Source organism: Pseudomonas sp. FW507-12TSA (assembly GCF_058781435.1).
Genome location: NZ_JBYSWT010000031.1, coordinates 1 through 21,618, shown reverse-complemented (window position 1 = coordinate 21,618; position 21,618 = coordinate 1). Strand labels below are relative to the sequence as shown.

The following is a 21,618-nucleotide window of genomic DNA, read 5'->3' as shown; positions in this document are numbered from 1 at the left end:
AATGACGCTCAGTAGATATCGATGTAGTCGAATGCCGGCTTCGGCCAGTTCTGCTTGAGCGCACTGAGGACCTGCATCACCCAGGCCTCATCACTGGCGGCCACCTCCCCTACGTAACCGGAGCCAGCAGCCCAGGTCTCCAGGCGAAACAGCACGTTATCGATCTGAGCCCCGCCCACCACTCCCGAGGAAATATAGGCAATACCGCTCTTGCTCACGCGCAATTGGGTGTGGACCTTGTCGCTGGCCGAAGCCAGCAATTGGCGCACCGCTTGCGCAGTCAGGGCATCAGGCTGATTCAGATCGATTTGCACACAGGCTTCCTTGAACGCGGAAAAGCCGCAGTGTCGCACAGCCCTCGCCTGATGCCTAAGTCGCAGTGCGTAAACCAGGGCGACATGCTTAACTCTGCGACCTTGCCAGCCCACTTCCACAGAACCAGCGAGACCGTCATGCCCATCGTCAACATCGACGCCGATATCAAGGCCAGATGGCCCCAAGGCCAATGCTCCTACAGCCCCGCAAGCCCGGAAGAACTGGCGATCATCGGCGTCGACCTGTTGGTAAGGGAGCTGGGGGCGGAATCGGCCCAGGCGTTCATGAACCAGGTATTCGAGAAATATCCGACAAGCCGCCGGGAGTAGACCCCCGCAGGCAGGAGCCCGCGGGGGCGATGCTTATTTCAGGCGAGCCAGGCGCTCGGTGAGCAGATCGAAAAAGCCCTGGGCGTTGCCGTTCTCGACCCAGAACACATTCTTCGGCTGCTTCAGGCCGTCATACCAGTCCACGATGGTCTGGCCGAAGGTAGGCCCTTCGCGACTGTCGACGACCATGTTGGCCTGGCGCCCGGTGAACAGCTCAGGCTTGAGCAGGTAGGCGATCACGGTCGCATCGTGCACCGGACCACCTGGAATGCCGTAGTGCTCCATATCGCCCTTGACGTACTCGTTGAGGATATCGCCCACCACCTTGCTGGCATTGTTGTTCAACGCCGCGATCTTCTGCAGGCGCGCATCGCTGGTGAGGATCTTGTGGGTGACATCCAGCGGCAGGTAGGTCAGCTTGACGCCACTCTTGAGCACCACTTCGGCAGCCTGGGGATCGGCGTACAGGTTGAACTCCGCCACCGGAGTGATATTGCCACCGTTGAAGTGTGCACCACCCATGACCACCACTTCCTTGATGCCCTGGGTGATGTCGGGAGCCTGGATCAGCGCCAGCGCCAGGTTGGTCTGAGGGCCGAGCATGGCGATGGTGATGCTGTGGGGCTTGGCCGCCCGCAGCGTGTCGATCAGGTAGTTGATCGCACTGCCCTTGGCCAGGGGAGCCTTGGGCTCATGCACCGTGACCCCGGAGATACCTTCCTTGCCATGGATGTTTTCGGCATAGATGGGCGTGCGCAGCAAAGGCGCAGGGGCACCAGCGTACACCGGAACCTCCTCGCGCCCGGCCCATTCACGCGCCAGGCGCGCATTGCGCGAGGTCTTGTCCAGGCGCACGTTGCCGGCCACGGTGGTCAAGGCGCGAATATGCAGTTCCTCGGGCGACGCCAGGGCGAACAACAAGGCCACCACATCGTCGGCCCCCGGGTCGGTATCGATGATCAGATCGATCTTTTCCGCCGCCTGGGCGCCGGTAGCAGTGAGTAGAGACAAGAGCAGTAGACTCCGGAACCAGTGGTGGAACAGCTGAGCATAGCGGCGCATAGCGCACTCCTTGTGCAAAGTGGGAAAAACCGGTTGGCGAACTAGAAAGTCACTCCGGCGATCAGGGCGATGTTGCAGTACGGCTGGCATTCACCGGTGCGGACCACGGCACGGGCCTGGCGACTGAGCACCTTGAACTCTTCATGACTCAGGAGCTGGCGCTGCCCCAGCTCGCCGGCCGCGGCCAAGGCGTCGAGGGCTGGTAGCGGCGTCGGCCGCTTGAGCAGGATCTCCTCGGCCAGCACGTGGCGCTCCACCTGCATCTCGCTGAGCAGCACCTTGAGGGTAGCGAGAAAGTCGGGAACGCCATGGGTCAGCGCCAGGTCGATCAACTCGACTCCGGACGGCACCGGCAAACCGGCATCGCCGATCACCACGATATCGCCATGCCCCAGGGAAGCGATGAGGCGCGACAGGGCGATGTTGAGCAAAGGGGTCTTTTTCATGAGGGAATGAACGCCTGGACGTCGGACTGAGTGGGAATGGAAGGCTGGGCGCCGGCACGAGTCACCGACAGGGCCGCCGCCACCTGGCCAAAACGGATGGCCTCGGCCTCGCTCTTGCCGGCCGCCAACGCGGCAGCGAAGCCACCGACGAAGGTGTCCCCCGCCGCCGTGGTATCGAGGGCCTGCACCTTGGGCGCCGGGAAATGCTCGAAGCGGCTGCCATCGGCGAACAATGAACCCTGGGCACCCAAGGTGATGATGACCTTGCCGGCACCAGCGGCGAGCAAGCGGTTGGCCGCCTGCTCGGCGCTTTCCAGCGAATCGACGACCACACCGCTGAGTGCGCCGGCCTCGCTTTCGTTGGGAATCAGGTAGTCGATCGAGGCGTACCACTGTTCCGGCAAAGGTCCACTGGCTGGCGCCGGATTGAGAATCACCGTCTTGCCCAGCTCACGACCACGCTGGAGGCTGTAGCCCACCGTGGCCAGCGGCACCTCGAGCTGGCAAATGATCACCTCGGCCTGCTGCAATACCGCGTCCACGGCCGCTACTTTCTCGGGCATAAGTTGGCCGTTGCCACCGGCAACGATGACGATGGCGTTCTGGCTGCTGTCATCCACCACGATCAGGGCCACGCCACTGGAACCCTCGACCACGCTCACGGCCTGGCAATCGATGCCCTCGGCGAGCAACGCATCACGCAACTGCACGCCATAGGCATCGTCGCCAACGCAGCCGACCATGGCTACTTCCGCACCGAGCCTGGCTGCCGCCACCGCCTGGTTGGCACCCTTGCCACCGGACACCGTGGCAAAGGACTTGCCCGCCAGCGTCTCGCCACCCCGAGGCAGGCGCTCGGCCCGGGTCACCAGGTCCATGTTGAGGCTACCCACTACCACTACTTTTGCTGGCATACATCGATACTCAATCAATAAGGTTCAGCGGTATTGCACGAACGCGCCAGCAACGGGCGCGGTCGATTCCCGCAAGACGATGCTCGGCGTGACGATGCGCTGGTCCAGCGGCAGGTCCCGCGTGGCGATACGGCGCAGCAACAGCTCCGCCGCGGTCTCGCCCAACTGCAGGATCGACTGGCCCACAGTGGTCAGCGCCGGATAGACATAACGGCTCAACAAGATGTCGTCGAAACCGATCACCGACAGCTCGCCGGGCACGCGGATATTGCGCTCCGCCGCAGCACGCAACACGCCGATGCCCATCATGTCGTTGGTAGCGAAGATCGCGCTCGGCGGATTCCCGTCCAGCAGTTGCGCCGCCGCCAAGTAACCCCCGGTGCTGCTGAAATCGCTCTCCAGGATGCGTTGTGCCGGCACCTCGACTCCCGCCTCGCGCAACGCCTGGTGAAAGCCCGCCAGGCGCATCTGGGTCACGCTGGTATTGGCCGGGCCGCCCACACAGGCGATGTCGCGATGCCCCAGCTCCAGCAAATGCCGGGTCGCCAGGTAGGCACCGTATTGGTGATCAATGCGCACCAGGTCGGCATCCACGCCCTCCAGGCCACGGTCGACGATCACCATGGGCGTACGCACCCCGAGCAGCCCTTGGGCCAAGCCGCTGTCGCCACCGACGGAGGTCACGATCAGCCCGTCGATGCGTTTCTCCAGCAGCACCCGCAGGTAGTTGCGCTGCTTGTCCGGATCGTCGTCGGAGTTGCAGAGGATCACGCAATAGCCATTGCGCTCGCAGTAATCCTCGATACCCCGCGCCAATTCGGCGAAGTACGGATTGAGACTGTTGGGCACCAGCAAACCGATGGTGGCGGTGGTCTTGGCCTTGAGCGAACGAGCCACCGCGCTGGGCACGTAGTCCAGGCGCTGGATCGCCGCTTCGACCTTGAGTCGCACTTCTTCGCTGACCGGCCGTGTCTTGTTCAGTACATGGGACACCGTGGTATAGGAAATTCCCGCCAGCGCCGCCACATCCTTGATTGTTGCCATGAATCAAACCCGCCGGTTGGCGCGCTGGCTGCGATAGGTATCGAGCACCACGGCAATCACGATGACCGCGCCGGTGATGATGCGCTTGGTCGGTTCGGTTGCGCCGATTTGCGCAAGACCTGCAGCCAGCACGGAAATGATCAAGACGCCGAAGAAGGTGCTGATCACCGAGCCGCGTCCACCCATCAGGCTGGTGCCGCCGATCACCACCGCAGCGATGACCTGCAGCTCCAGGCCGGAGCCTGCGTTCGGGTCAGCCGCCTCAAGGCGGGAAATCTGGAACAGCGCGGCGACGCCCGCCAACAGCCCCATCAGGCTGAACACCAGGATCTTGTAGGGCTTGGGATTGATTCCCGCCAGGCGCACTGCCTCTTCGTTGGTGCCGATGCCGATCAGGTAGCGGCCGAACACGGTACGGGTCAGCACCGCCTGGGCCAGGAAGATGATCAGCAGGGCAATGATAAACGACGGCGAAATGCCAAAGGCAATCGGATTCGACAGCCAGGCGAAGGCGTCGCCGATATAGGCCGTGCGCGAACCGGTCATCTGGTACGCCACGCCCCGGGCCATTTCCAGCACGCCCAGGGACACGATGAACGACGGGATGCGCCAGGCCACGGTGATCGAGCCGGTGATGGTGCCAGCCAGCGCGGCAGCGGCCATGCCCAGCAAGGCCGCCGGCACCACGCTCCAGCCCCAGCCGAGGATCGCCACGCTGACAGCTGAGGCCGCCAGGGCCAGCACCGAGCCGACGGACAGGTCGATGCCGCCGATGATCAGGACGAAGGTCATGCCCACCGCCAGCACCATCAGGTCCGGAATCTGGTTGGCCAGGGTGCTGAAGGTGTCGTAGGACAGGAAATGGCTGCTGAGCACGGAGAACAGGACGATCATCCCCAGCAGGGCCCCCGCCAGCCCCAGGTAGGTACCGAGGCCATAATATTGGCCGCCGCGCTTGCCGCTTGCAGGTGCAGTTTTCATGATGCATTCCTAGGCGCCGCTTCATTGAGCAACGCATCTCGTTTTTGATAGCCGGCGAACGCGGCGGCAAGCAATTCATCCTGGGTCCAGCTGTCACGCTCGAAGGTGTCGATCAGACGCCCGGCCGACAGCACGCCGATGCGATCGCAAATCAGCATCAGCTCCCGTAGGTCACTGGAAACCACCACCAGGGCCTTGCCCTGGCGCGTCAGCTCACCCAGCAAGCCATAGATATCGAACTTGGCACCGACGTCGATCCCCCGGGTCGGCTCATCGAACAGCAGCACCGAACAGTCGCGTTCAAGCCAACGGCCGATCACCACTTTCTGCTGGTTGCCGCCGGAGAGTTCGGACACCAACTGCGCCGGACTGGAACTGCGGATCCGCATCGCATCGATCTGCCGGCGCGCCAGCTGTTCTTCATCCTCGGCCTTGACCAGGCCGCCGCTGGAAATCGCCGGCATGTTGCCCAGGGCGATGTTCGCGCTGATGGACTGGGTCAGTAGCAGGCCCTCGCCCTTGCGATCCTCGGTGATCAGGGCAATGCCGTTGGCCACCGCGTCCACCGGGGAGCGGATGCTCACCGTCCGCGCCGGAGCGCCCAGGGCAATGCTGCCGCTGTCGGCGACGTCGGCGCCGAAGATCAGGCGCAGCAACTCGGTGCGCCCTGCCCCGATCAATCCGGAGATACCGAAGATCTCGCCGCTACGCACCTGGAAGGACACATCGCGGACCTTGTCCGCACGACTGAGGTGGCTGACGGTGAGTGCCGGCGCGCCGATGTTGCGCTCGCCCAGGTCGATATGTTCGCCCAGCTCGCGCCCCACCATCAGGTTCACCAGCTGCTCGCTGTTGTAATCGGCCATCGGCTCGACACAGACCAGGCAACCGTCGCGCAGCACGGCGATGCGCTGGGCCACCCGGGCCAGCTCTTCCAGGCGATGGGAGATATAGATGATCGATACGCCACGGGCCTGCAGCCGGGTGATCTGCTCGAAGAGCATTTCCACCTCCCGGGCGGTGAGCATCGCGGTCGGCTCATCGAGGATCAGCACATGGCAGTCGCCGATCAGGTTGCGAGCGATCTCCACCATCTGCTGGTGGCCGATCCCCAGTTCACCCACCAGGGTGTCGGGATCGATGGCGTCGAGGCCGACCTGGGCCATGGCCTCGATCGCCGCCTTGCGCAGTTGCTTGCGGCTGATCCAGCCACCCTGGCTGGGCAAGTTGTGGAGGAACAGGTTCTCGGCTACCGACAGGGTCGGCAGCAGGTTGAGCTCCTGCATGACCATGCGGATGCCCAGTTCCTCGGCCTGGGTACGACTGCCCGGACGATAATCCTGGCCATTGAAACGCATATGGCCGGTGGTGGGGCTGACCAGGCCACCGATGATCTTCGACAGGGTGCTCTTGCCGGCGCCGTTCTCGCCGGTCAGCGCCAGCACTTCACCACGCAGCAGCGTCAGGTCGATGCCGGTCAGTACCGGTTGCGCATAGGTCTTGCCGATAGCGCTGACCGAAAGGACAGCGTTCGCAGCGGAAACAGACATAAAGACTCTCCATGCGCCCATCCGCCGGATGGGCGCCGTTGTACCGCCGGGAGGACTACTTGGTGACCAGTTCGACCGGAGTTTCGATCACGCCGTTGGCGCCGCTGTCGACCTTATCGCCCTTGAGGATCTTCAGCGCGGCCTCGATGCCGAACACCGCCTGCTTGGCGGCGAACTGGTCGGCGGTGGCCAGGACCCGGCCATCCTTGAGCATCGGCTTGATGGCATTGATGTTGTCGTAGCCGACCACCTGCACCTTGCCGGCCTTGCCTGCTGCGCGCACCGCGGATACCGCGCCGACGGCCATGCTGTCGTTACCGGCCAGCAGCGCCTTGAGATTCGGGTATTCGCTGAGCATGGCCGCGGCGACACGGTTGCCCGCGTCGATCTCCCAGTCACCGGACTGCAGGGATACCACCTTGATCTGCGCGGCCTCCATGGCGTCCTTGAAGCCAGCGGTACGCTGCTGGGCATTGGTAGTGGTGGAGACCCCTTCGATGATCGCCACTTCGTCCCCGGCCTTGAGCTGCTTGGCCAGGTACTCGCCCACCAGGCGGGCGCCCTTGCGGTTGTCGGGACCTACGAACGGTACGTTGATGTTCTTGCTCTTGAGCACGCCAGGGTCGAGCTGGTTGTCGATGTTGATCACCGTGATCCCGGCATCCACTGCCTTCTTGATCACCGGCACCATCGCCTTGGAGTCGGCGGGCGCAATCACCAGGGCATTGACCTTGGAGACGATCATCTGCTCGACGATGCGGATCTGGTTGGCGGTATCGGTTTCATCCTTGATGCCGTTTGACACCAGGTCGAAGTCGGACGGGTGTTCTTTCTGGTAGGCCTTGGCACCGTCTTCCATGGTCAGGAAAAACTCGTTGGCCAGGGATTTCATGACCAGGGCGACCTTGGGTTTCTGCGGGGTATCGGCATAGGCCGAAGAGAGGGGAAGCGCTGAGCAGGTGGCGGCCAGGACAGCGGCGGCAAGCAGACGTCCAGCAAAGGGCAGCTTCATGGGTACACTCCGATCTTATGATTATTGTGGGCAACGCTTGGATGACATGCACAACCAGGTGCCGGGTATCGCCCAACGGCCTGGAAGTTCGGAAAAGATAGTCGATTATCCTTGCCGGAAGTCCGCGCAAACGTTTGCGTAAGGCGAACTATGCGAACCCGACCGGGGTTTGTCAACGCTGATTACTACGCGAAGGTGCCATCGGCGCACAGCTGCGCCGATGGCCAAGAGGAAGCAGCCGCCCAGCGCTTGGCACTGGGCGGATGCTGATCAAGCGGAGGTATTCACCAACTTGCCGGAGGAGCCTGATTCCTTGGCCAGCTCGCGCACTAGGTTGCCCGAAACTTCAGCCAGTGCGGCGTTGGTTTGCGCTACCTGCCCCTGGATGGCCATGACCGCAGTCTGCTTGGCCTCGGGGGTCGGATAGCTGGCGGCCTGGGCAGCGGCCAGTTGCTGTTGCTGCTGCTTGAGCTGCTCCTGCAGCTCCTGCATGCGCTTGAGCAGCATCTTGACGACGATGCTGTGGTTGTCGCCCGCGCTGCCCGCATCGCCGCCCTCGGCCTTTTCCGCCTGCTTGGCCGAGCCGACGCGCAAAGTACCCGAGTCTTCAGTACCCAGCGCTGCCGGAGCGCCCTCGGCACTGGCATCGCTCAACGCATTGATGGTCGCGGGCGACTTGCCATTGATCAGAATGGCCCCCGGCCCTGGAAATCCGACTGACAGCGACATATGAACTCCTGGTTAAAAAAATCCTAAAAGACTCATCGACCGCGTCAGAACAATCTTTAATTCATGAGCGAAAAGCTCGCCTGCGGCTGACGACTGTCGCTTTCGGATTGCCGAACGCCACACTCCGAAACGTTCGGAAACCCGGACACAAGCCTGCCGAGGCCCGCCAAAAACAGAAATAAAATTGATATAAATCAGTAACTTAAAATAATTATCCGGCCAAGGTAGCGCTGGTACAGATCCTGCTCAACCCGCGATGCCCCGCCGCATACAGATCTGCAGCCGAGGTGTTTCTAGATGAACCTGCACCAGCACCGTCTCACTACTAGAGAGAAAACAATGAAATCTGCCTTCAAAACCTTCGTTCCGGGCGCTTTGGCCCTGCTCATGCTCCTGCCCGCAGCCCTGCAGGCCAAGGAAGCCGAAACCCAACAGAAGCTCTCCAACGTGGTGATCCTCGCCACCGGCGGCACCATTGCCGGCGCCGGCGCCAGCGCGGCCAACAGCGCCACCTACCAGGCAGCCAAGGTCGGCATCGAACAACTGATCGCCGGCATCCCCGAGTTGAGCCAAGTGGCCAACGTACGTGGTGAGCAAGTGATGCAGATCGCCTCCGAAAGCATCACCAATGAAAACCTGCTGCAACTGGGTCGCCGCGTAGCCGAGCTGGCCGACAGCAAGGACGTGGACGGCATCGTCATCACCCACGGTACCGACACCCTGGAAGAGACTGCCTACTTCCTCAACCTGGTGGAAAAAACCGACAAGCCAATCGTCGTGGTCGGCTCCATGCGCCCAGGCACCGCCATGTCCGCGGACGGCATGCTCAACCTGTACAACGCCGTATCCGTGGCCGGCAACAAAAGCTCCCGGGGCAAAGGCGTCCTGGTGACCATGAACGACGAGATCCAGTCCGGTCGCGACGTCAGCAAGATGATCAACATCAAGACCGAAGCCTTCAAGAGCCCATGGGGCCCGCTGGGCATGGTGGTGGAAGGCAAGTCCTACTGGTTCCGCCTGCCAGCCAAGCGCCACACCATGGACTCGGAATTCGACATCAAGAACATCAAGAGCCTGCCTGACGTAGAAATCGCCTACGGCTACGGCAACGTCAGCGACACCGCCTACAAGGCCCTGGCCCAGAGCGGCGCCAAGGCCATCATCCACGCTGGCACCGGCAACGGCTCGGTATCTTCCCGCGTGGTACCGGCCCTGCAGGAACTGCGCAAGAACGGCGTGCAGATCATCCGTTCTTCCCACGTCAATGCTGGTGGTTTCGTACTGCGTAACGCCGAACAGCCTGACGACAAGAACGACTGGGTCGTGGCTCACGACCTGAACCCGCAGAAAGCCCGCATCCTGGCCATGGTCGCCCTGACCAAGACCCAGGACAGCAAGGAACTGCAACGCATGTTCTGGGAATACTGATTCCCGCTGCTCGACCGGCCCCGGTCGAGCAGGCTTGCCTCCACTCGCCCGTCCGGGCGAGTGGTCCTTGATCCCAGATCACGCTGCTTCTTGTCCCGCCTTAAAAAATTTCCAGCATGTATGAGACAAACGCGCAAAGCGTTGTCAGAGGAACTTCTTGAATTTTAAGCAGTTGCGAAATGACCTACAGTTAAATACTGTATGCACGTACAGCTTAATAAGGATTGTTCCGTGGCCTCATCCCAAACACCCCTCAGTTCCTACGAACGCCTGGGTGTACGCATCCAAAAGATCATCAACTCTCCCACCGCTCAAAAAGCCAAAGCCGCCTTGATCTTCCGCCTCGCCGATGAACCCCAGGACGAATGGGAGCGCCTGCTGGAAGAGATCGCCGAAAACGACAACGTCACCCTCGCCTATCGCGACGATGGCGGCGTACAGATTTTCTGGGTCGTGCCGAAGGAAGATTGAGCCGATGATCGTTCGTTGTTTCGCTGTACTGCTGTTGCTCCTTAGCTCCACCGTCCAGGCCGACGCCCCCCGTACTTTCAGCGAGGCCAAGAAGGTTGCCTGGAAACTCTACGCGCCCCAGTCCACCGAGTTCTATTGCGGCTGCAAGTACAAGGGCAATCGAGTGAACCTGGCCGCCTGCGGCTACGTACCCCGCAAGAATGCCAAGCGCGCCGAGCGCATCGAGTGGGAACACATAGTGCCGGCCTGGCAGATCGGCCATCAGCGCCAGTGCTGGCAGCAAGGCGGCCGCAAGAATTGTTCGCGCAACGACACCCTCTACCAGCGAGCCGAAGCCGACCTGCACAATCTGGTACCGAGCATCGGCGAGGTGAATGGCGATCGCAGCAACTTCAGCTTCGGCTGGCTACCGGAGCAGTCAGGCCAATATGGGTCCTGCCTGACCCAGGTGGACTTCAAGGCCAAGAAGGTCATGCCCAGGCCATCGATACGCGGCATGATCGCCCGCACCTACTTCTATATGAGCAAGCAATACGGCTTGCGCCTGTCAAAGCAGGACCGGCAACTTTTCGAAGCCTGGAACAAAACCTATCCGGTGCAGGACTGGGAGCGCCAACGCAACCAGAGCGTGGCGTGCGTGATGGGACGCGGCAACGAATTCGTCGGAACGGTCAACCTCAAGGCCTGCGGCTGACCTGCAATCGCCCGCAGGACGCGGGCGATACTCCAGGAAGGAGACCCGGCCTACTGCGCGCTCTGGTGCTCGATCACCGTGACATCGATATCGCGCTTCTTCGCCTTGACCAGCTTCTCGACCACTTCGGTCTTCTTCGCCTCGGCTTCGGCCTGGGATGCAAAAGGCCCGACCAGCACTCGCTGCTTGCCGTCCACCGTCACCACGCTGGAGATGATCCCGTGCTCGATCAACCAGCCGGTGAGGTCGCTCACCGCCTGGGGCAGCTCGCTACCCACCAGCACATCCCATTGCGTAGAAGTGGCGGCCACCGCCGGCGGACCCTGCTCCGCAGCCGCGACATTCTTGCTCACCTCGGCTCGCTTGCCTTCGCCACAACCGGCCAAACCCACTACCGCCAATGCGGCTAACATCATCGCTATCGTGCGCACAACCTACCCCTAGGAAATCTGACTCGGCGATTTTACCACCCAGGGCTCGAGAGACCTCGTCACAAAATCGAGCCGAAACAGGAAGAATGAATTTTATTGCATCTGTATAGTTGCGCCTTGGGAATTTATAGATCTTCTGCGCGTCAGAAAGAGGCACCCACTTAGTGGAACTTCGCACTAATCTATACCTAAGACCGACCTCTGCACTGTTTCAATCTGGTGCCCTACCAAGCTATCAAGGAGAAGATCATGCTGATACTCACCCGCAAAGTCGGTGAAAGCATCAACATCGGTGACGACATTACGATCACCATCCTCGGCGTCAGCGGCCAGCAAGTCCGCATCGGCATCAATGCGCCAAAAGACGTCGCGGTCCACCGTGAAGAAATCTACCAACGTATCCAGGCGGGCCTCACCGCACCGGACAAACGCGAAACCCCTTGAGCCCCATGAGCATCAGTCTTCGGCCCGCGCGCTACGATTGGCGCGGCGTATACCTTGTTCGCCTTGAGCTTTTTCCCGCAATCCCGCTGCATGCCCCGATAGGGCGGCAAGCACCACAGACTCCCAGGCACCAGACCACCCCTCATCACTGACGACTCTCCTCCCCGACTCACACTCCATCCCTGACTCCCGATACGCGACGCCCCGCTCTGCAGGCGTCGCCCCAGACCAGGACTAGGCCGACCTGAAACCCAGCGCCTGGGTGAAACGCAGCAGGTAGCCATCCGGGTCGAGCACCAGCAGGTTCGACTGTCCGCACAGGCGATCATCTTGCCGATACCAGCACTCCTGGATATCCCGGCGCAGCATGATGCCGGCGTGGGCCAGGGCCTGCGCCAAGGCGCGAATGTCCGGACACTCGATCGACAGGTTCATCCCGCGCCCGAAAGGCGCCTCCAAGGGCTCCACACGCCAGGGAGACGGCTCCTGGTCATCCTCTTCCAACATCAGTTGGGCACCGTTGAAATCAAGAAAGGCAAAGCCGGACTCCGGTCGCTGGTACTCGATCCTGAAGCCCAGGATGGTGCAATAAAATTCCAGGCTGCGGTCCAGGTTCGTGACCAGCAGTTCCGGGACCAGCTTGTTCATCTGAAACCCTGGGGGCATCACGGCATCCATCGCTCATTGATCGAGCCGCGAGACTACTCCCAAGTCCAGGCCGATGCAGTAGCGCTTACCATTGATTACAAAGTTCCAGCCTACAGCTGCGCCAGCCCTACTCCCCGCGCCATACCGCTGGCCGCGACCACCAGCAGCACCAGCAACAGCGCCTGCAACTGGCTGCTTCGGACGAACGAAGAAGCCCGGGCGTTATCGGGCTGCGCCCCGCGTGCCAGGGCGATACGCCAGCGGACCAGGGTCAACATGGGCAAGACCTCGAGTAGTAGGATGCCGATGAACAGGGCCATTTTCAGATGGAACAACGGCTGCTGCAGATAGTAGTCGGTGCCCTTGCCGTAACCGCCGAAAGCCCGCAACAAGCCGGTCACCAGCAGCACCAGCGCGGCCAGCCCCCAGGCATTGTCGACCAGCAACACCGACCGGTAGCTGGACTCGCCACGGACCAGGCGCCCCAAGGCTGCGGCACGGGCCAGAACCGCCGCGAAAGCGCCGGCAAACGCCAGCAAGTGCACAGCCGCCAACATCCACTGCATCAGCATCGCGCTCACCTCCATCCGGTTGATCGAGAAATCCAGGGCAGCTCAATTAATAGTCCATGGGCACGGCATCCGCCGCCTCCGGGAAATGTGCAAGGCAAAAAAAAACGACCCAGGCACGGATCGCAAAATCCGCCCCTGGGTCGCCTGGCCATCCAATCCAGCAATGGCCCGCCATGCTCAAGCATGGCGCTCCAGCAATACCTTGCGCCACAAGGTGAAAGCCACCGAAGGCGTCCACGCCGGGTTGGAGGTGTGCTCCTGAAGGCACAGGTAGCGATTGCCCTCATAGCTCACACCGTCTTCCTTGCGGTAGTGCTGGCTGACGCGCCACTGCGGGAAGCCCGGGTCTACCTCGCCGCCGGCAGTCCTGGCTGTCACGCTGCGACTGGGTAACGACTCCTGCCCCTGGATATCGGTGGCAGTGACGAAGTAGCTGTACTCGGTATCAGGTTGCAGGCCCTGGTCCTCGACGCCTGGAGCAGGCGTCTTGGCCACTGGCCGACCGTCGCGATACAGGGAATAGAACTCCACCGGACGTTCGCCGCCGACCACGCTCCAGCCCAGGCTGATGCTGTTGCGGCTACGGCCCGATACCGCCAGGTTGCCGGGTGCCGGTGGGCGCTCCGGTTCACCGCCATCGCCATGGATCAGCGGCGCGTAGCGATTGCAGAACTCCCAGTTGTAGTGCGTTCCCTGCCGGCTGGTGCCGGCATCCCAGTTCACCGACCAGGTCATCAGCCCCTTGATGGCATGGCCAGCCTTCTGCAAGCGCTTGAAGGCATTGGTCAACGCCGCCGGATCGATGACGTAGCCGGTAGCCGCGGCATCGACGTTGCTCGGCAGGCCGATCGCCAGCTTGTCCGCCGGGATGCGAGTGAAGCCACGAGTGCCGGAAGCCAGGCTGTCGGTGAGGTAGAACAGGAAGTCCTCCTTCACCTGGTCGTTGCTCTGGGCAAGCCAGGCCCCACGACCACCGTTGGCCTCCGCTACCCACAGGCCATCACCGCCCTGGTTGTAGTACTGCGGGGCGATGAAGTCGTAGTAGCCCTCCAGCGCCTGCAAGTACGGCAGGTACTTGCCACTGCTGGTCAGGTACGGGAACTCCGGCGCCATGCTGATGATGAAGTGCTTGCCCTGGCCGGCGTAATGATCCTTTACCAGTTTCAATGCCGCTGGCAGCACGCTCTTGTTATCGGCGAAGTCGATGGCGCTCTGCTCCAGGTCGATATCCAGGCCATCGAAGCCATAGGTTTCGACCAGGCGGATGATCTCGTTGGCCAAAGGCTGCTCGTTGCCCTTGTGCAACTCGATATGCGCATCGGCGCCACCCAGGGAAATCAACACCGCCCGCCCCTGGCTGTTGAGTACGCCCACCTGACGCCGGAACTCGGCGTCAGACAGGTTGTAGGGCTTGAAGGTGGGAATGCCGTTGCCTTTCATGAAGGCCACCGCCACCACGTTGTACTCCTTGGGTACATCCAGCAGGCTCAGGTTGGCGAACTGCCCGCGCTGGTAACCATCGGCGGCGCCAGCGGCCCAGTTGTGCCAGAAGCCCATGAGGATCTTCTTGCCGGCGAGGCTGGGCATCAGCGATGCGGCATCGGCGGCCTGGCTCTTGATCAAGGAAAAGTCGATTTTATCCATGTTCTATTCCTTCAGAACTATTAAAAGAGTTTCTTCCACTGCAACTTACTTGAAGTCCAGATCGAAGGCCTGATAGAAAGCGTTACCGGTATTGGCCACAATCCAGGCCAGAACTACAACATGGTGCCCCTTCTTGTTCTTGGGCAGCACGACTTCATGTTCGGTCTTGGCTTTCAATTCCGGGCCATGAGCGTGATACGGAACTTGAGTATAGAAATCCTGGTAAAAAGCCTTGGGCTCAAGTTGCGCACGGCTGATCCGTTGTTTCGGATCCCAGCCATCTTTGGTGATGAACCAGCTATACCCACGGGTAACATGTGGAGCGCTGTAAACCCACTGCACCCGGAATACTTGCCCAGGCTCCACGTTCACCAGCGGCCAGCTGAATGGACGATTGAGTTTCTTCGACATTTCTTCGTCGGTGAAGTTGACGCAATCACGCGCATCGGTCTTGCCACCGCTGAGGATATGGCCATCTGCAGGCGGTGCGACACTGGGTTCGTCGCTGCCGTAAGGGGCCGGGAACGGGCCGGCGCCCAGGGCAGGCAAGTTCTTTCCGCCTTCCATTTCGTTGACCTGCCAGGTGCCCAGGAGACCCAGATCCACCGCAACCGCACCGCGGCTGGAAGGAGATACGACACGACCATGTTTAAGTTGAGTTTGTGGCTTATTCATTTCTTTCACTCCATTGATTAAATAAAACTCGCTCTTGGCGAGCACCTTTAACTTAGCGCACTTTTTCCTACTTTTTTCATGCGCTCGACAAGTAACCACTTCGGACAATTTGCAAAAACAGCGAAAACCCCACTAAACCCTGGACTTCCTTATTTGCGCTGACAATTTGAAGAGTCAATGTATTACACGCTTTTCTGGAGTAAAAATGACTTCTCCCCGATTTATTCCAGAGAAGAACTTGAAACTAATCCCGAAAAATCCAAGTTCCAGAAACGACAAAACCCGGCCAGGGCCGGGTTTGCAGGAAACGCGTTGAAGGCTGCGCCAGGGAAAACTACAAGCAGGTGGCCAAAGCCGCCAGGCGGCGCTTGGAGACGAAATTGTCTTCGACGGCGTAGAAGCGGACGGTGGTCGTCGCCGCCTCCGCCTTGATATCCACGAAGGATTCGGCGGACCGGCTATATACCGTATAGCCACCGCCCTTGCCCGACTCCAGATAGGCTGCGGCATCGACACCGAATACCGCCTCATCCTGCCAGGCGAACTGCACGCACTGCGCCACCAACTGATCGGCCTTGGCCGAGCTCAAGGTCTTGGCGGGGGCTTTGGCCCGCGCATCATCCATGTTAGAGCTCGCACAGCCGGCCAACAGGGCCGCCACCGTTACCGCCATCAAAACCCGCATGCTGCCTCCTGGTCCGTGAAAACGCGAGAGTATCGCCCAGGCGCAGGAAAAAAGCCGTCCACGGCCGAGAAAAAACCCGCACCAGGCTTCAGCATTCGGCCAGGGACGACGCCAGCTGGGCAATAGCCTCCTGGTCGTCGTCGCCAAGATGGCGGTAGTTCTGGATGATGCTGCTTTCATCGGCGCTCAGGCTGCCCTCGGGCAGGCGTGAAGGTTCGCCGGTCAATACGTAGAGCAGATCTACCCCATGGCGTCCGATCGCCATCAGGTAATCCGACTTGGGTACCCGTTCACCGCTCTCATAGCGCCCCTGGGCATTGGCCTCGACTCCACCGATAGCCCCGAATTCCTGCTGGGAGAGCCCCAGCGCCTTGCGCTGTTCTTTCAAGCGCTCACCGAAGGTCTGCATAACCATCCTCATTCGACAAGGTGATGGTTGTTACGACCACGGCCATTGGCGAAGGTGCCCATTGTGTAAAATGGCCCATTGCCAGCCACGGGACAAACGATTAACCTTCGCGCCCTTTCCCACACTTTTGACAAGGAGACTCATCATGGAACAGCTGATCACCCCTTGCAGGACGTGCCTGGTTTAAACGCTGCATCCGCTATTCGTTAGCGCCTTCGCTTAATCCCGCTTCGTCCTGCCATTACCTGAATATTTTTTTCCAATCAGGAATTGGACATGGACACTTGCATCCGTCATTTGTCGAACGGCGTCTCTCTGATCGCCTCCGACACCACCTGGATCGAAGACAAAGCGCTCCAGCAACTGCACACCACCGCCCAACTGCCCGGCATGCGCCAGGTCGTCGGCATGCCCGACTTGCATCCCGGCCGAGGCTACCCGGTAGGCGCGGCATTTTTCTCCACCGAGGTGATCTACCCAGCCCTGGTGGGCAACGACATCGGCTGCGGCATGGCGCTGTGGCAAACCGATATTTCCAGCATTCGCCCGAACCTCGACAAGCTGGAAAAGAAGATCGGCAACATCGACCTTCCGCTGGATGAGCAGTGGGATGAAGAACGTGAGCAATTGGGTCTACCGGTGACTGGCCACGAGCACTCCCTGGGCACCATTGGGGGTGGCAACCACTTCGCCGAGCTGCAGCAGCTCGACCAGGTGTACGACACCGAGGCCCTGCAAGTACTGGAGCTGAACCCCAAGGCCCTGCTCCTGCTGGTGCACAGCGGCTCCCGGGGCCTGGGAGAAGCCATTCTGCGCCGCCATGTGGACCAGCATGGGCATCAGCCCCTGGAAGTCGACAGCGTCGCCGGCGCCCAGTATCTGCAGCAGCACAATGAGGCCTTGCGCTTCGCCGAGGCCAATCGCCGGCTGATCGCCGAGCGGCTGCTTTGCAACCTGCGGGCCAAGGGACATTCCGTACTGGACATCAACCACAACCTGGTATCGCCGGCCAACGTCGACGGAGTCAGTGGCTGGCTGCATCGCAAAGGGGCCACGCCTTCTGACGTGGGACCGGTGGTCATCCCGGGCTCCCGGGGCGACTACAGCTACCTGGTACAACCCATCCCGGCAACCGCCAGCCTCTATTCCCTGGCCCATGGGGCCGGGCGCAAATGGCTGCGCAGCGACTGCAAGGGCCGCCTGGATGCACGCTTCAGCTTCGAGCAGCTCAAGCGCACCCAACTGGGCAGCCGGGTGATCTGCGAAGACCGCGGCCTGATGTACGAGGAGGCCCCCGAGGCCTACAAGAGCATCGATAGCGTAGTAGGTAGCCTGCGAGATGCCGGACTGGTGAAGATCATCGCCCGGCTCAAGCCGGTACTGACCTACAAGCGCCGGGGGTGCTGCTGATGTTGTTGCTGCAACTCTCCTCCGCCCAGGGCCCGGTGGAGTGTGAAATCGCCGTGAGCAAGGCCTTGCGCCAACTGTATCGCGAGGCCCAGATCCTGGGCGTGCGTATCGATATCGTGGAGCAGGCTGCCGGGTATGGCGGCAACCACTGCAAGTCGGTCCTGGCCAGCCTCGACGGCGAGCAGGCCGAGGAGCTTGCCCGGCGCTGGACCGGCACCCTGCTGTGGAGCTGCAAGAGCCCTTCGCGGCCCGGTCACAAGCGCAAGAACTGGTATTTCGCCGGCCAGCTGTTCAGTCCGCCCCAGGGCGCCCAGGACAGCGAGATCCGCTTCGAAGCCATGCGTGCCTCAGGTCCCGGCGGCCAGCATGTGAACACCACGGACTCCGCCGTGCGTGCCACGCACCTGGCTACCGGCATCAGCGTGAAGGTGCAATCCGAGCGCAGCCAGCATGACAACAAGCGCCTGGCGCGCCTGTTGATCCAGCAGCGCCTGGAAGCCCGGCAACAGCAAGACCAGGAGCAGCTGCGCCAGGATCGCCGCTACGCCCACCACCAGGTGGAACGCGGCAATCCGGTGCGCACCTTCAACGGCAGCGCTTTCACGCCAGGCAGCTGAAACCCTGCCGGCACGGGGAGCCGGTCATCGGCCAGTTCCCTCCCGCCACAACAAGACAAAGGCAGGCACCATGCCTGCCCTTTGCCCTCGACTCGAAAAGTTTATCCGACGACAGCCCCGGAGGTGCGCCCAGTCAGATAAATCCTGCCTCGATCATGGCAAGATTCCCTCCCGGCTCCCTCGGTTCATATAAGGATACTTGCATGCGATTCCTGCCGCTGCTCGACGCCAGCTCCGAACTTCAAGCACATATACGCAACTTGCGTAACCAGGAGCCCGTTCGAAGGCACATGTACACCTCCCACGAAATCACCGAAAGCGAACACCAGGATTGGCTGGCTTCCCTCCAGGGCAACCTGCGGCAAAAGGTATTTGTCGTTCTCCAGGATGAACAGGCGGTCGGTGTCGTTTCACTCAATGCCATCAATAGCCTGCACCGAACCGCGGACTGGGCCTTCTACCTGGACTCCGAGCGACAGGGAAAAGGCCTCGGTAGCAGGGTGGAATTCTGGATGCTTGATTACTCATTCAATGAAGCTGGCATGGAGAAGCTCAATTGCGAGGTACTGGAAACAAATACCTCTGTGATAAACATGCATTTGAAGTTTGGTTTCAAGCTTGAAGGCACCCGCCGCAAGCACATTCTCAAGGAAGGTGTGCGGATTGACGTGGCATTGCTTGGCATCACAAAAGATGAATGGGCGAGCACACGCCCAGAGCTCGAACCCCTGATCAAACGCCTGGGCAAATCAGAGGCCAACCTCTAACCCATCAATCATTGATCACCAGCAAGGTCACGGGGTAATGGCCGCCCTTCCCCCTAGCCTGGCAGCACCGGCAGGCAATCTTTCGACGCTTTCAATCAACTGCAGCAGACGCATCCTCAGGGCTTGGGCGACGACCAACGCTGCTCCGTACCCTCCCCTGGCATCTGATGATGATAATTAACGCAAGCGTCTCGTCTGCTGCCACCCTGGAGCTACCTGCGATCGCTGCCTAGCCAACGGCGAAGATCCCAGGAATGCGTCCATCGAAAGCCATCTTTCATCTATCAGAAGAACCGAGCCACCAAGTTTTCATCAGAAAAAACACAGGGTTATGATTTTTTTTGCTGTGCTCGGGAAAAAACACGGACAGAAATGACCACCAGCGATACAGCCTCCGCTGTTCTATTTTCGCGGCTTGTTCGCCACCTTTCATATTCGCGCAGCAAATGCATGTGCCAGCCGCACCAGCATCGACCAAGTGGCTACACGCTCCATCGCGCCACGTGCACAAGCGGCCAGGCAACGAGGAATAAAAGAAACCTGAGGCGTCATCAGAGCAACACCAGGCATCAGCTCTGCGCGGGCAGGACACCGCATGCAGCGGGCACCGGGAAGATCGGAGGAATTTGGCAAAGGCTGTGAAAAAGCCCCATAACGAAAAAAGGGCTCACCTTTCGGTGAACCCTTTTTCAGACCGCCCAGCAGAGCGGATTTTGTTTGGTAGGCGCGATTGGACTCGAACCAACGACCCCCACCATGTCAAGGTGGTGCTCTAACCAACTGAGCTACGTGCCTGCTGTGAGGCGGCATTCTACGGAATTCCGGAGGGGTGTCAACACCTTTTTTCAGCTAAGCCTATGAATATGCGAATTTTTTAATTTCCCGAGGGCGAAGAAGTTTTTCTTCTGCTCTGGCAGCCCATTTGCAACTCAGGTAGCATCGCCGCACTCGTAAAATATATTAAACACAAGAGGTCGCAGGATGGCGCACATTCCATACCCACAGTCCTATTACGCCGCTTCAGCCAACGCCGCCCCGGAACGCCCCCAACTGCAAGGCGAGATGGAAACCGACGTATGCGTGATCGGTGCGGGTTACACCGGCCTGTCCAGCGCCCTCTTCCTCCTGGAGAGCGGCTTTCGCGTCACCGTGCTGGAGGCGGCCAGGGTCGGCTTCGGCGCATCCGGACGCAACGGCGGCCAGATCGTCAACAGTTACAGCCGCGACATCGATGTGATCGAGCGCAGCGTCGGCCCCAAGCAAGCGCAACTGCTGGGACAGATGGCATTCGAGGGCGGCAAGATCATTCGCGAGCGCATCGCCAAGCACAAGATCCAGTGCGACTTGAAGGACGGTGGCGTGTTCGCAGCCCTGACGGGCAAGCAGATGGCTCACCTGGAGTCGCAGAAGCGCCTATGGGAACGCTACGGCCACACTCAACTGGAACTACTGGATGAGCGCCGGATTCGCGAAGTCGTGGCCAGCGACCAGTACCAGGGCGGCATGCTCGACATGAGCGGCGGCCACATCCATCCGCTGAACCTGGCATTGGGCGAAGCGGCCGCCGTCGAGTCTCTGGGCGGCATCATCCACGAACAATCCCCGGCAGTGCGCATCGAGCGTGGAGCCTCTCCCGTGGTGCACACCCCCCAGGGCAGGATCCGCGCCAAGTTCGTCATCGTTGCCGGCAACGCCTACCTGGGCAACCTGATTCCGGAGCTCGCAGCCAAGTCCATGCCTTGCGGCACCCAGGTGGTCACCACCGAGCCCCTGGGCGACGAACTGGCAGCCAGCCTGCTACCCCAGGACTATTGCATCGAGGATTGCAATTACCTGCTCGATTACTATCGCCTCTCCGGCGACAAGCGCCTGATCTTCGGCGGCGGCGTGGTATATGGCGCCCGGGATCCAGCGAACATCGAGGCGATCATCCGCCCGAAGATGCTCAAGGCCTTCCCACAGCTCAAGGATGTGAAGATCGACTATGCCTGGACCGGCAACTTCCTGCTGACCTTGTCGCGCCTGCCGCAAGTTGGCCGCCTGGGGGACAACATCTATTACTCCCAGGGCTGCAGCGGCCATGGCGTGACCTATACCCACCTGGCCGGCAAGGTCCTGGCAGAGGCCCTGAGAGGCCAGGCAGAGCGCTTCGACGCGTTCGCCAACCTGCCTCACTACCCCTTCCCTGGCGGGCATGCACTACGCGTCCCATTCAGCGCCCTGGGAGCCTGGTACTACAGCCTGCGGGACAAGCTCGGTTTCTGACGAGGCTGTTCTTCGCCCACAAAAAAACCGCCAGCCAGGCGGTTTTTTTGTGGGCGAATCATAACGACAGAAACCA

Annotated in this window: 25 protein-coding genes and 1 tRNA gene; 9 read left to right on the top strand and 17 right to left on the bottom strand. The window is 60.9% G+C overall.

Going from position 1 to position 21,618, the window contains the following annotated elements; genetic code table 11:
- Positions 1–8: 8 nt before the first annotated feature.
- Entirely contained in the window at positions 9–314 is a 306-nt protein-coding gene (locus AC3WK8_RS25080; RefSeq protein WP_085599451.1) for a hypothetical protein, read from the bottom strand.
- A gap of 138 nt (positions 315–452) precedes the next feature.
- Here AC3WK8_RS25080 and AC3WK8_RS25075 point away from each other — a divergent pair, with 138 nt between their 5' ends.
- The gene (locus AC3WK8_RS25075) at positions 453–644 is read left to right on the top strand and encodes a hypothetical protein (RefSeq protein ID WP_031321411.1); all 192 of its coding nucleotides are present in this window, start codon (positions 453–455) and stop codon (positions 642–644) included.
- Between the two features lie 33 nt (positions 645–677).
- On the opposite strand, the gene AC3WK8_RS25070 is transcribed toward AC3WK8_RS25075, so the two are convergent.
- The 8 genes from AC3WK8_RS25070 to AC3WK8_RS25035 all read right to left on the bottom strand — a co-directional run bounded on the left by AC3WK8_RS25070 (position 678) and on the right by AC3WK8_RS25035 (position 8,382).
- Complete coding sequence (locus tag AC3WK8_RS25070; RefSeq protein ID WP_085599453.1) at positions 678–1,706, bottom strand: nucleoside hydrolase; 1,029 nt, start codon at positions 1,704–1,706, stop codon at positions 678–680.
- A 41-nt stretch (positions 1,707–1,747) separates the two neighbouring features.
- Complete coding sequence (gene rbsD / locus AC3WK8_RS25065) at positions 1,748–2,152, bottom strand: D-ribose pyranase (protein WP_085599455.1); 405 nt, start codon at positions 2,150–2,152, stop codon at positions 1,748–1,750.
- Positions 2,149–3,066, bottom strand: coding sequence for a ribokinase (rbsK, locus tag AC3WK8_RS25060; protein WP_103326119.1), 918 nt, complete (start codon positions 3,064–3,066; stop codon positions 2,149–2,151). The genes rbsD and rbsK overlap by 4 nt, the downstream gene beginning before the upstream one ends.
- Positions 3,067–3,090: 24 nt before the next feature.
- Positions 3,091–4,110 carry a LacI family DNA-binding transcriptional regulator gene (locus tag AC3WK8_RS25055; RefSeq protein ID WP_053138162.1) on the bottom strand — a complete coding sequence of 340 codons (1,020 nt, stop codon included), beginning with the start codon at positions 4,108–4,110 and terminating at the stop codon, positions 3,091–3,093.
- A 3-nt stretch (positions 4,111–4,113) separates the two neighbouring features.
- Positions 4,114–5,091, bottom strand: coding sequence for an ABC transporter permease (locus AC3WK8_RS25050; RefSeq protein ID WP_085599460.1), 978 nt, complete (start codon positions 5,089–5,091; stop codon positions 4,114–4,116).
- Positions 5,088–6,641, bottom strand: coding sequence for a sugar ABC transporter ATP-binding protein (locus AC3WK8_RS25045; RefSeq protein WP_103326118.1), 1,554 nt, complete (start codon positions 6,639–6,641; stop codon positions 5,088–5,090). Before AC3WK8_RS25045 ends, AC3WK8_RS25050 begins: the two co-directional genes overlap by 4 nt.
- A gap of 55 nt (positions 6,642–6,696) precedes the next feature.
- Positions 6,697–7,653 carry a sugar ABC transporter substrate-binding protein gene (locus tag AC3WK8_RS25040; RefSeq protein ID WP_103326117.1) on the bottom strand — a complete coding sequence of 319 codons (957 nt, stop codon included), beginning with the start codon at positions 7,651–7,653 and terminating at the stop codon, positions 6,697–6,699.
- A 270-nt stretch (positions 7,654–7,923) separates the two neighbouring features.
- Positions 7,924–8,382, bottom strand: coding sequence for a hypothetical protein (locus AC3WK8_RS25035; protein WP_085599465.1), 459 nt, complete (start codon positions 8,380–8,382; stop codon positions 7,924–7,926).
- Between the two features lie 339 nt (positions 8,383–8,721).
- On the opposite strand from AC3WK8_RS25035, the gene AC3WK8_RS25030 reads away from it, so the two are divergent.
- The 3 genes from AC3WK8_RS25030 to AC3WK8_RS25020 all read left to right on the top strand — a co-directional run bounded on the left by AC3WK8_RS25030 (position 8,722) and on the right by AC3WK8_RS25020 (position 10,975).
- Positions 8,722–9,810, top strand: coding sequence for an asparaginase (locus AC3WK8_RS25030; protein WP_053138156.1), 1,089 nt, complete (start codon positions 8,722–8,724; stop codon positions 9,808–9,810).
- Positions 9,811–10,011: 201 nt separating this feature from the next.
- A complete protein-coding gene (locus AC3WK8_RS25025) occupies positions 10,012–10,281 on the top strand; it encodes a DUF1654 domain-containing protein (RefSeq protein WP_053138153.1) in 270 nt (89 codons plus the stop codon).
- A 4-nt stretch (positions 10,282–10,285) separates the two neighbouring features.
- Positions 10,286–10,975 (top strand): endonuclease, encoded by a 690-nt coding sequence (locus tag AC3WK8_RS25020; protein WP_085599467.1) that lies wholly within the window; start codon positions 10,286–10,288, stop codon positions 10,973–10,975.
- Positions 10,976–11,025: 50 nt separating this feature from the next.
- Here AC3WK8_RS25020 and AC3WK8_RS25015 read toward each other — a convergent pair whose 3' ends face one another.
- A complete protein-coding gene (locus tag AC3WK8_RS25015; RefSeq protein ID WP_371857925.1) occupies positions 11,026–11,388 on the bottom strand; it encodes an SPOR domain-containing protein in 363 nt (120 codons plus the stop codon).
- Between the two features lie 267 nt (positions 11,389–11,655).
- Here AC3WK8_RS25015 and csrA point away from each other — a divergent pair, with 267 nt between their 5' ends.
- Positions 11,656–11,850, top strand: a complete 195-nt coding sequence (csrA, locus tag AC3WK8_RS25010) for a carbon storage regulator CsrA (protein WP_007920550.1) — start codon at positions 11,656–11,658, stop codon at positions 11,848–11,850.
- Positions 11,851–12,084: 234 nt separating this feature from the next.
- Here the strand turns inward: csrA and AC3WK8_RS25005 are convergent, their stop codons facing one another.
- From AC3WK8_RS25005 to AC3WK8_RS24980, 6 genes are all read right to left on the bottom strand, one after another.
- Positions 12,085–12,516: a bleomycin resistance protein gene (locus AC3WK8_RS25005; protein ID WP_085599557.1), complete on the bottom strand. Its 432-nt coding sequence runs from the start codon at positions 12,514–12,516 to the stop codon at positions 12,085–12,087.
- A gap of 92 nt (positions 12,517–12,608) precedes the next feature.
- Positions 12,609–13,070 (bottom strand): DUF2214 family protein, encoded by a 462-nt coding sequence (locus tag AC3WK8_RS25000; RefSeq protein ID WP_103326116.1) that lies wholly within the window; start codon positions 13,068–13,070, stop codon positions 12,609–12,611.
- Between the two features lie 177 nt (positions 13,071–13,247).
- Positions 13,248–14,714: a carbohydrate-binding protein gene (locus AC3WK8_RS24995; RefSeq protein WP_085599473.1), complete on the bottom strand. Its 1,467-nt coding sequence runs from the start codon at positions 14,712–14,714 to the stop codon at positions 13,248–13,250.
- 45 nt (positions 14,715–14,759) lie between these two features.
- Positions 14,760–15,389, bottom strand: a complete 630-nt coding sequence (locus AC3WK8_RS24990; protein ID WP_031321399.1) for a lytic polysaccharide monooxygenase auxiliary activity family 9 protein — start codon at positions 15,387–15,389, stop codon at positions 14,760–14,762.
- 334 nt (positions 15,390–15,723) lie between these two features.
- A complete protein-coding gene (locus AC3WK8_RS24985; protein WP_103326115.1) occupies positions 15,724–16,074 on the bottom strand; it encodes a hypothetical protein in 351 nt (116 codons plus the stop codon).
- An 88-nt stretch (positions 16,075–16,162) separates the two neighbouring features.
- Positions 16,163–16,483: a helix-turn-helix domain-containing protein gene (locus AC3WK8_RS24980; protein WP_053138141.1), complete on the bottom strand. Its 321-nt coding sequence runs from the start codon at positions 16,481–16,483 to the stop codon at positions 16,163–16,165.
- 276 nt (positions 16,484–16,759) lie between these two features.
- Here AC3WK8_RS24980 and AC3WK8_RS24975 point away from each other — a divergent pair, with 276 nt between their 5' ends.
- From AC3WK8_RS24975 to pseH, 3 genes are all read left to right on the top strand, one after another.
- The gene (locus AC3WK8_RS24975; protein ID WP_103326114.1) at positions 16,760–17,893 is read left to right on the top strand and encodes an RNA ligase RtcB family protein; all 1,134 of its coding nucleotides are present in this window, start codon (positions 16,760–16,762) and stop codon (positions 17,891–17,893) included.
- Positions 17,893–18,510: a peptide chain release factor H gene (gene prfH / locus AC3WK8_RS24970; RefSeq protein ID WP_103326183.1), complete on the top strand. Its 618-nt coding sequence runs from the start codon at positions 17,893–17,895 to the stop codon at positions 18,508–18,510. The genes AC3WK8_RS24975 and prfH overlap by 1 nt, the downstream gene beginning before the upstream one ends.
- 203 nt (positions 18,511–18,713) lie before the next feature.
- Positions 18,714–19,277: a UDP-4-amino-4,6-dideoxy-N-acetyl-beta-L-altrosamine N-acetyltransferase gene (gene pseH / locus AC3WK8_RS24965; RefSeq protein ID WP_103326113.1), complete on the top strand. Its 564-nt coding sequence runs from the start codon at positions 18,714–18,716 to the stop codon at positions 19,275–19,277.
- Positions 19,278–19,995: 718 nt separating this feature from the next.
- Here pseH and AC3WK8_RS24960 read toward each other — a convergent pair.
- Positions 19,996–20,072, bottom strand: a tRNA-Val gene (locus AC3WK8_RS24960).
- A gap of 186 nt (positions 20,073–20,258) precedes the next feature.
- Between AC3WK8_RS24960 and AC3WK8_RS24955 the strand changes: the two genes are divergently transcribed.
- Complete coding sequence (locus AC3WK8_RS24955; RefSeq protein ID WP_085599481.1) at positions 20,259–21,542, top strand: NAD(P)/FAD-dependent oxidoreductase; 1,284 nt, start codon at positions 20,259–20,261, stop codon at positions 21,540–21,542.
- Positions 21,543–21,618 lie beyond the last annotated feature (76 nt).

Coding starts and splice junctions, on each gene's coding strand:
- AC3WK8_RS25075 (WP_031321411.1), top strand. CDS start 453: ATGCCCATCGTCAACATCGACGCCGATATCAAGGCCAGATGGCCCCAA.
- AC3WK8_RS25070 (WP_085599453.1), bottom strand. CDS start 1,706: ATGCGCCGCTATGCTCAGCTGTTCCACCACTGGTTCCGGAGTCTACTG.
- rbsD (WP_085599455.1), bottom strand. CDS start 2,152: ATGAAAAAGACCCCTTTGCTCAACATCGCCCTGTCGCGCCTCATCGCT.
- rbsK (WP_103326119.1), bottom strand. CDS start 3,066: ATGCCAGCAAAAGTAGTGGTAGTGGGTAGCCTCAACATGGACCTGGTG.
- AC3WK8_RS25055 (WP_053138162.1), bottom strand. CDS start 4,110: ATGGCAACAATCAAGGATGTGGCGGCGCTGGCGGGAATTTCCTATACC.
- AC3WK8_RS25050 (WP_085599460.1), bottom strand. CDS start 5,091: ATGAAAACTGCACCTGCAAGCGGCAAGCGCGGCGGCCAATATTATGGC.
- AC3WK8_RS25045 (WP_103326118.1), bottom strand. CDS start 6,641: ATGTCTGTTTCCGCTGCGAACGCTGTCCTTTCGGTCAGCGCTATCGGC.
- AC3WK8_RS25040 (WP_103326117.1), bottom strand. CDS start 7,653: ATGAAGCTGCCCTTTGCTGGACGTCTGCTTGCCGCCGCTGTCCTGGCC.
- AC3WK8_RS25035 (WP_085599465.1), bottom strand. CDS start 8,382: ATGTCGCTGTCAGTCGGATTTCCAGGGCCGGGGGCCATTCTGATCAAT.
- AC3WK8_RS25030 (WP_053138156.1), top strand. CDS start 8,722: ATGAAATCTGCCTTCAAAACCTTCGTTCCGGGCGCTTTGGCCCTGCTC.
- AC3WK8_RS25025 (WP_053138153.1), top strand. CDS start 10,012: ATGCACGTACAGCTTAATAAGGATTGTTCCGTGGCCTCATCCCAAACA.
- AC3WK8_RS25020 (WP_085599467.1), top strand. CDS start 10,286: ATGATCGTTCGTTGTTTCGCTGTACTGCTGTTGCTCCTTAGCTCCACC.
- AC3WK8_RS25015 (WP_371857925.1), bottom strand. CDS start 11,388: ATGTTAGCCGCATTGGCGGTAGTGGGTTTGGCCGGTTGTGGCGAAGGC.
- csrA (WP_007920550.1), top strand. CDS start 11,656: ATGCTGATACTCACCCGCAAAGTCGGTGAAAGCATCAACATCGGTGAC.
- AC3WK8_RS25005 (WP_085599557.1), bottom strand. CDS start 12,516: ATGCCCCCAGGGTTTCAGATGAACAAGCTGGTCCCGGAACTGCTGGTC.
- AC3WK8_RS25000 (WP_103326116.1), bottom strand. CDS start 13,070: ATGCTGATGCAGTGGATGTTGGCGGCTGTGCACTTGCTGGCGTTTGCC.
- AC3WK8_RS24995 (WP_085599473.1), bottom strand. CDS start 14,714: ATGGATAAAATCGACTTTTCCTTGATCAAGAGCCAGGCCGCCGATGCC.
- AC3WK8_RS24990 (WP_031321399.1), bottom strand. CDS start 15,389: ATGAATAAGCCACAAACTCAACTTAAACATGGTCGTGTCGTATCTCCT.
- AC3WK8_RS24985 (WP_103326115.1), bottom strand. CDS start 16,074: ATGCGGGTTTTGATGGCGGTAACGGTGGCGGCCCTGTTGGCCGGCTGT.
- AC3WK8_RS24980 (WP_053138141.1), bottom strand. CDS start 16,483: ATGCAGACCTTCGGTGAGCGCTTGAAAGAACAGCGCAAGGCGCTGGGG.
- AC3WK8_RS24975 (WP_103326114.1), top strand. CDS start 16,760: ATGGACACTTGCATCCGTCATTTGTCGAACGGCGTCTCTCTGATCGCC.
- prfH (WP_103326183.1), top strand. CDS start 17,893: ATGTTGTTGCTGCAACTCTCCTCCGCCCAGGGCCCGGTGGAGTGTGAA.
- pseH (WP_103326113.1), top strand. CDS start 18,714: ATGCGATTCCTGCCGCTGCTCGACGCCAGCTCCGAACTTCAAGCACAT.
- AC3WK8_RS24955 (WP_085599481.1), top strand. CDS start 20,259: ATGGCGCACATTCCATACCCACAGTCCTATTACGCCGCTTCAGCCAAC.